Source organism: Micromonospora sp. I033 (assembly GCF_053890995.1).
The window spans coordinates 1-6,923 of sequence record NZ_JBSSLX010000269.1; the positions used below are offsets into that span (position 1 = coordinate 1).

Sequence of the window (6,923 nt, forward strand, 5' to 3'; positions counted from 1 at the left end):
CACGACGCAGCGGCCCTGCCGCGCCAGGAGCACGCCCCGGACGGCGGCGAGGATCGAGGCCACCCGCTCCGGCGGCAGCGAGCCGGGCAGCGCGGCGTGCACGGCGCCGATCCCGGCGGAGCCGCGCACCGGCACCGGGGTGCCGGCGGCGTCGCGCAGCGCGTAGACGGCGGCGTGCAGGTCGTTGATGGGCACCTCGATCCGCAGCGCGGTGTCGCCGGGGGCGAACGGATAGCGGCCCCACCACTCGGGGGCGGCGTGATTGACGACGGCCTCCGGGCCGAGCAGCGCGGCGAGCCGGGCCGCCCGCTCCGCCACGTCGGCGGGACCGCCCTCCAGCAGCACCACCAGGCTGCCCGCGGCGGCGGGCCGGGCCGGCCGCCCGGTCACCGCCGGGTGGTCGGGCCGACCGGCCACGGACGGATGCGAGGCGGGGATCCGCCGGCGCGGCAGCGGCACCGGGACCGGCAGGTCCAGCTCGACGGCCGCCGGGTCGAGCCGGGCGGCGAGCACCGCCCGGACCAGGTCGTGCACCTCCAGCGGGGTCCACACCGGACGGGACACCCAAACCCGGCCGGCCGGCACGGCCTGCACCCGCATGGTTGCCGAGACCAGCACCCCGAGGCCGCCCTGGGAGCCGCAGAGCAGCCGGGCCACGTCGAGCCCCGGCACCTCGGCCGCGCCGAGGAGTGCCGCCCCGCCGCTGCGCGCCGGCCCGGCCCGGCCGAGCAGCGCCGTGCCGGGCTCCCCCACGTTGACCAGTTCGCCGTCGGCGTCGAGGTAGCGCACCCCGACAAGCTGGGCGCACGGGCTGCCGTGCCGGTGCCGCAGCGGGCCGGCCTCGTCGGCGGCCAGCACCCCGCCGAGGGTCGCACCGGGGGACGGCGCGTCGACCGGTAGGCGCCGGCCGGTGCGCGCCAGGGTGGCCTGCACCGCCCGCAGCGGGGTGCCGGCGCCGATCTCGGCCACCGCCGAGCCCTGCGGCTCGTGCCAGACCCCGGCCAGCCGGCCGGTGTCGAGCATGATGTCGACCTGCGCCGGGGCGGCCCCCCAGTCGATCTTCGTGCCGGCGCCGCGCGGCACCACGGTCAGGTCGTGTGCCGCGGCCAGCCGGAGCACCTCGGCCGCGGCGTGCGGGCCGCCCGGCACGGCCACCCAGCGGGCCGTCCGCCCGGCCACCTCGTCGGCCGGGCCGGCGAAGCGGGCGAACGGCCGGCCACAGATCTCCGCCAGCTTCCGGGTGATGTCGAGGGCACCTGGTCGATCGGTCGAACGCGCTGCAGCCGCCATGGCGGTTATCGTACACATGTTCGAAAGCCCTGGCGGCGCGTCGCCGGATTCCGGCGGCGCGCACCCACGGCGGCCCCCCGCCGGCCGGTAACGTGACGGCCGTGACCACCGAGACTTTCGACAACTCCAGCTCGGCGCGTCGATCGCCGCGCCGCGACCTGGAGCCGTCGCCTGCACCCGTCGCGAAGCGCGTCCCGGCCGACCGGACCCACCACGGCGACACGGTCGTCGACGAGTACGCCTGGCTCGCCGCCAAGGACGACCCGGACACGATCGCCTACCTGACCACGGAGAACGCCTACACCGAGGCGCGCACCGCGCACCTGGCCGGGCTGCGCGCGGAGCTGTTCGAGGAGACCCGCCGGCGCACCCAGGAGACCGACCTGTCGGTGCCGACCCGCAAGGACGGCTACTGGTACTACACCCGCACGGTCGAGGGCCAGCAGTACGGCGTGCAGTGCCGCCGGGCCGTCCGCGACGGCGAGACCGTGCCGCCGGTCAGCGCGGACGGCGCCCCGCTCGACGGCGAGGAGGTGCTGCTCGACGGCAACCGGCTCGCCGAGGGGCACGACTTCTTCGCCCTCGGCGCGTTCGACGTCAGCCCCGACGGGCGCTGGCTGGCCTACTCCACCGACTTCTCCGGCGACGAGCGCTTCACCCTGCGGATCAAAGACCTGTCGACCGGCGAGGTGCTCCCCGACGAGATCCCGGGCACCTTCTACGGCACCGCCTGGTCCGGCGACGCCTCGACACTGTTCTACGTCACCGTCGACGAGGCCTGGCGGCCCAACCGGGTCTGGCGGCACACGGTGGGCACGCCGTCCAGTGCGGACGTGGTGGTGCACCAGGAGGACGACGAGCGGTTCTGGGTGGGTGTCGAGCTGACCCGCTCCGAGCGGTTCGTGGTCATCGACATCCACAGCAAGATCACCAGCGAGGTCCGGGTCATCCCGGCCGCCAACCCCACCGGCGAGCCGGCGATCATCGCGCCGCGCCGGCAGGGCGTCGAGTACGCGGTGGAACACCACGGGCACCGCTTCCTGATCCTGCACAACGACGGCGCGGAGGACTTCGCGCTGGCGTACACCTCGGCGGACGCGCCGGGCGACTGGACGCCGCTGATCCCGCACACCCCCGGCACCCGGCTGGAGGCCGTCGACGCGTTCGAGAACCACCTGGTCGTCTCGCTGCGCAGCAACGGCCTGACGGGGCTGCGGGTGCTGCCGGTCGGCGGCGGGGACAGCTTCGACATCGACTTTCCCGAGCCGATCTACAGCGTCGGGCTCGACGCCAACCCGGAATACCGCACCACCGAGGTGCGGCTGCGCTACACCTCGCTGGTCACCCCGGACTCGGTCTACGACTACGACCTGGTGACGCGGCAGATGGTGCTGCGCCGGCGGAAGCCGGTCCGGCCCGGCCCGGACGGGCGGGAGTACGACCCGGCGGACTACGAGCAGCACCGGGACTGGGCGCTCGCCGACGACGGGACCCGGGTGCCGATCTCGCTGGTCTGCCGCACGGGCACCCCGCGCGACGGCTCGGCCCCCGCGGTCATCTACGGCTACGGGTCCTACGAGGCGAGCATGGACCCCTGGTTCTCGATCGCCCGGCTCAGCCTGCTCGACCGGGGCGTGATCTTCGCGGTCGCGCACATCCGCGGCGGCGGCGAGCTGGGCCGGCGCTGGTACGACGAGGGCAAGCTGCTGGCCAAGAAGAACACCTTCACCGACTTCGTGGCCTGCGCCCGGCACCTGGTCAAGGCCGGCTGGACGGCCAGCGACCGGCTGGTCGCCCGGGGCGCCTCGGCGGGCGGCCTGCTGATGGGCGCGGTGGCCAACCTGGCCCCGGACGCGTTCGCCGGGATCGTCGCGCAGGTGCCGTTCGTGGACGCGCTCACCTCGATCCTCGACCCGTCGCTGCCGCTGACCGTCACCGAGTGGGAGGAGTGGGGCAACCCGCTCGACGACCCCGAGGTCTACGCGTACATGAAGTCGTACACCCCGTACGAGAACGTGACCGCGGTGGCCTACCCGGCGATCCTCGCGGTGACGAGCCTCAACGACACCCGGGTGCTCTACCACGAGCCGGCGAAGTGGATCGCCCGGCTGCGGGCGGTCGCCCCGCAGGGCGACTACCTGCTCAAGACCGAGATGGGCGCCGGCCACGGCGGCCCCAGCGGCCGTTACGACGCCTGGCGCGAGGAGGCGTTCGTCAACGCCTGGATCCTGGACCGGCTGGGCCGCGCCTGACCCCCTGGGCTGAGGGGCGCACGGCCCCTCAGCCCAGCAGCGGGGCCAGCACGTGCGGGTCGGCGTTGCCGCCGGTGACCACCGCGACGGTACGCCCCGGCGGCAGCTCGTCCCGATGGAACAGCCGGGCGGCCAGCGCGACCGCGCCGCTCGGTTCGGCCACCAGCCGGGCCTCGCGGAGCAGCCGCCCCGTCGCCGCGAGGATCTCGTCCTCGGTCACCGTGACGATGCCGTCGAGCCGGTCCCGCAGGTGGGCCAGGGTCAGCTCGGACAGGTTGGTCCGCAGCCCGTCGGCGCAGGTCCGGTAGGTCCGTTCGACCTCCCAGACCACCACCTCCCCGGCCGCGAGGGAGTCCCGGGCGTCGGCGGCGAGCAGCGGCTCCACCCCGACCACGGCGGCGGAGGGGCGCAGCGCCTTGACCGCGGTGGCCACGCCCGAGGAGAGCCCGCCGCCGCCCACCGGCACCAGCACCACGTCCACGTCGGGCAGGTCGGCGACGATCTCCAGCCCGATCGTGCCCTGCCCGGCGATGATCCGCGGATGGTCGAAGGGCGGCACCAGCACCGCCCCGGTGTCCATCACGACCTGTTCCGCCTCGGCGAGCCGGCGGGCCGGCGGGACGAGCCGCACGTCGGCGCCGAGCGCCCGCATCCGCGCCACCTTCACCCGCGGCGCGCCCTCCGGCACGACCACGGTGCACGGCACGCCGAACGCCCGGGCCGCGTACGCCAGGGCCTGGCCGTGGTTGCCCGAGGAGTGGGTGACCACGCCCCGGGACCGGGCGGCCGGCGCCAGCCGCGCCACCGCGTGGGTCGCCCCACGCAACTTGAACGACCCCACCGGCTGCAGGTTCTCCGGCTTGAGCCACAGCTCGTCGTCCCAGAGCGTCGGCAGCAGCGGGGTACGCACCACGGTGCCCGCGACGTCCTCGGCGGCGGTCCGGACCTCGGCGATCGAGACCAGCTCCATCGCCCCATCCTGCCGCGCCGCGGGACCGCCCGCCGCCCCGCGCCCGGCGCCTAGACTGCCCGGGTGAGCGAGGACGAGCAGCAGGCGGAGGCCGGGCCGGGGCCGGCCCGGCGGGCGCCCGTCTGGCTGATCCTCGGGGTGGTCGCCTCCGCCCTGGTGGTCTGCTGCTGCTCGGCGCTGATCGGCCTGGCCGTCTCCTGGTCCGCCGGGCTGCTGGGCTCGCGCTGACCGCCGGCGCCGGCCCGGGTCAGCGCGCCGGCGCGCCGCCGACCAGCGCCGCCGCCTCGCCGGTGCGGACCATCCGCTGCCAGCGCAGGCGGTTGCCGACCACCGCGGTCACCACCGACTGCACCACCACCAGGTACATCACCTGCCGGTAGACGAGCTGCTGGAGCGGCAGCGTCCAGAGCGGGCCGAAGCGTTCCCGGTCCAGGCGCAGCGCGTACGCGGCGGTGCCGGCCTGGAGCAGGAGCAGGCCCAGCCAGGCCAGCGCCAGCTCGGACCAGGGCAGGAAGATCAGCCCGTAGAGGGCGAAGACGTCGACGGCCGGCGCGGCCAGCGGCAGCACGATCTGGAACACGGCCAGGTAGGGCAGGCCGCGCCGGCCCAGCTTCCCGCCGGCGCCCGGCTCGCGCAGCGCGTGCCGGTGCTTCCACATCGCCTGCATGGTCCCGTAGCACCAGCGGTAGCGCTGCCGCCAGAGCTGGCGCAGCGACGACGGCGCCTCGGTCCAGGCGATCGCGCTCTCCTCGTACACCACCCGCCAGCCGGCCCGGAGCACCTTCATGGTCAGGTCGGTGTCCTCGGCCAGGGTGTCGGCGGGCACGCCGCCCACCGCGAACAGCACCTCGCGGCGGAACGCGCCGATCGCGCCGGGAATGGTCGGCATGCACTCCAGCACGTCGTACATCCGGCGGTCGAGGTTGAAGCCGATCACGTACTCCAGGTGCTGCCAGCGGCCGAGCAGCCGACGCCGGTTGGCCACCTTGGTGTTGCCGCTGATCGCCCCCACGGTCGGGTCGGCGAAGCCCTGGACCAGCCGGTACACGGTGTCCGGCTGGAAGACGGTGTCCCCGTCGACCAGCACCAGCAGGTCCGCGCGGGCGGCCCGGATCCCGGTGTTCAGCGCGGCCGGCTTGCCGGCGTTGGCCTGCCGGATGACGCGTACCCCGCGCAGCCGCATCCGCTCGACGATGTCGGCCGTGCCGTCGCTGGAACCGTCGTCCACCACGATCACCTCCAGCGCCGGGTACGCGCTGGCGACCAGGGACCGCACGGTGGCGGCGATGTTGGCGGCCTCGTTGTACGCCGGCACGATCACCGACACGGGCGCGGTCACCTCCGGCAGCCGGTGCCGCGGGCGGCGTACCCGGCGGACGTGGCGCTGGGCGCAGACCACCTGCACGGCGAGGCGGACCACGCCGAGCACCAGGGCCACCGCGAGCAGCAGGTTCATCGCCGAGGCCAGCCAGTCGGCGCCGGTCTGCGCCCAGCGCAGCGCGGTGCCGCTCAACCGGGCGCCGGTGGTGGCCGGGAGCATCGACCCGGGCGCGCCGATCCCGGCCGAGACGGTGGTGAACCGGTAGCCCTCTCCGGCCAGCCGGGGCAGCAACTGGTCCAGGGCGGCCACGGTCTGGCCGCGGTCCCCGCCGCCGTCGTGCATCAGCACCACCGCGCCGGCGCCGCCCTGCGGGGTGGCCGCCCGGACGATGGCCGGCACGCCGGGGCGCTGCCAGTCCTTGGCGTCCCGGTCGGCGAGCACCGCCACGTGGCCGCTTCCGGCGGCGTCCCGCAGCGCCCGGTACTGCGCGTCGGTCGTCGCCGCGGTGGTCGACGAGAAGGGCGGTCGGAAGAGCGTCACCTCGCGGCCGGTCACGCCGGCGATCGCGTTGCGGGTCCAGGAGAGCTCGGCTCCGGCGCGCCAGCCCGGAGCGGTGGTCACGTCGGTGTGGGTGAAGGTGTGCGAGCCGATCTCGTGCCCCTCGGCGAGGATCCGCCGGACCAGTTCGGGATGCTCGTTCACCCGGGCGCCGACCACGAAGAACGTCGCGTGGGCGTGGTGCCGGCGCAGCACGTCGAGGATCTGTGGCGTCCAGCGGGGGTCGGGACCGTCGTCGAAGGTGAGCGCCAGGGTGCGCGCCGGCAGCCGCCGGCTGACCGGCGTGGGGCCGTCGAGCCGCAGCACCGGCCCGCCGGTGGCGACCGCGCGCGGCGCGGCCGAGGCGGGTGCCTCGTCCGGGCCGGAGCCGCCGCCGACGGCGCTGACCAGGCCGTGGAAGCTCAACGCGGCGAGCAGGGCGACGACGCCCAGCAGGAGCAGCACCCAGTGCGCCCGGGGGTCGGGGCGGGCAACGTGTCGCGCCATGGTCAGGGCTTGCCCGGCGTCCTGCTCGGCTTGCCGGTGTTGCGCC

5 protein-coding genes are annotated in these 6,923 nt (G+C 75.5%); 2 read left to right on the top strand and 3 right to left on the bottom strand.

Features of this window, described 5'->3' with window-relative positions:
* Positions 1-1,290: FAD-binding oxidoreductase (locus tag ACW0Q9_RS27845; protein WP_456186284.1), on the bottom strand; the 1,290-nt coding region annotated here is incomplete at its 3' end.
* A 158-nt stretch (positions 1,291-1,448) separates the two neighbouring features.
* Here ACW0Q9_RS27845 and ACW0Q9_RS27850 point away from each other — a divergent pair.
* Complete coding sequence (locus ACW0Q9_RS27850; RefSeq protein ID WP_456186292.1) at positions 1,449-3,542, top strand: S9 family peptidase; 2,094 nt, start codon at positions 1,449-1,451, stop codon at positions 3,540-3,542.
* A gap of 28 nt (positions 3,543-3,570) precedes the next feature.
* On the opposite strand, the gene ACW0Q9_RS27855 is transcribed toward ACW0Q9_RS27850, so the two are convergent.
* The gene (locus ACW0Q9_RS27855; RefSeq protein WP_456186286.1) at positions 3,571-4,512 is read right to left on the bottom strand and encodes a threonine ammonia-lyase; all 942 of its coding nucleotides are present in this window, start codon (positions 4,510-4,512) and stop codon (positions 3,571-3,573) included.
* A gap of 63 nt (positions 4,513-4,575) precedes the next feature.
* Between ACW0Q9_RS27855 and ACW0Q9_RS27860 the strand changes: the two genes are divergently transcribed.
* Complete coding sequence (locus tag ACW0Q9_RS27860) at positions 4,576-4,740, top strand: hypothetical protein (protein ID WP_456186288.1); 165 nt, start codon at positions 4,576-4,578, stop codon at positions 4,738-4,740.
* 19 nt (positions 4,741-4,759) lie between these two features.
* Here ACW0Q9_RS27860 and ACW0Q9_RS27865 read toward each other — a convergent pair.
* The coding region (locus ACW0Q9_RS27865; protein WP_456186290.1) for a bifunctional polysaccharide deacetylase/glycosyltransferase family 2 protein at positions 4,760-6,923 on the bottom strand (2,164 nt) is incomplete at its 5' end.

Coding starts and splice junctions, on each gene's coding strand:
- ACW0Q9_RS27855 (WP_456186286.1), bottom strand. CDS start 4,512: ATGGAGCTGGTCTCGATCGCCGAGGTCCGGACCGCCGCCGAGGACGTC.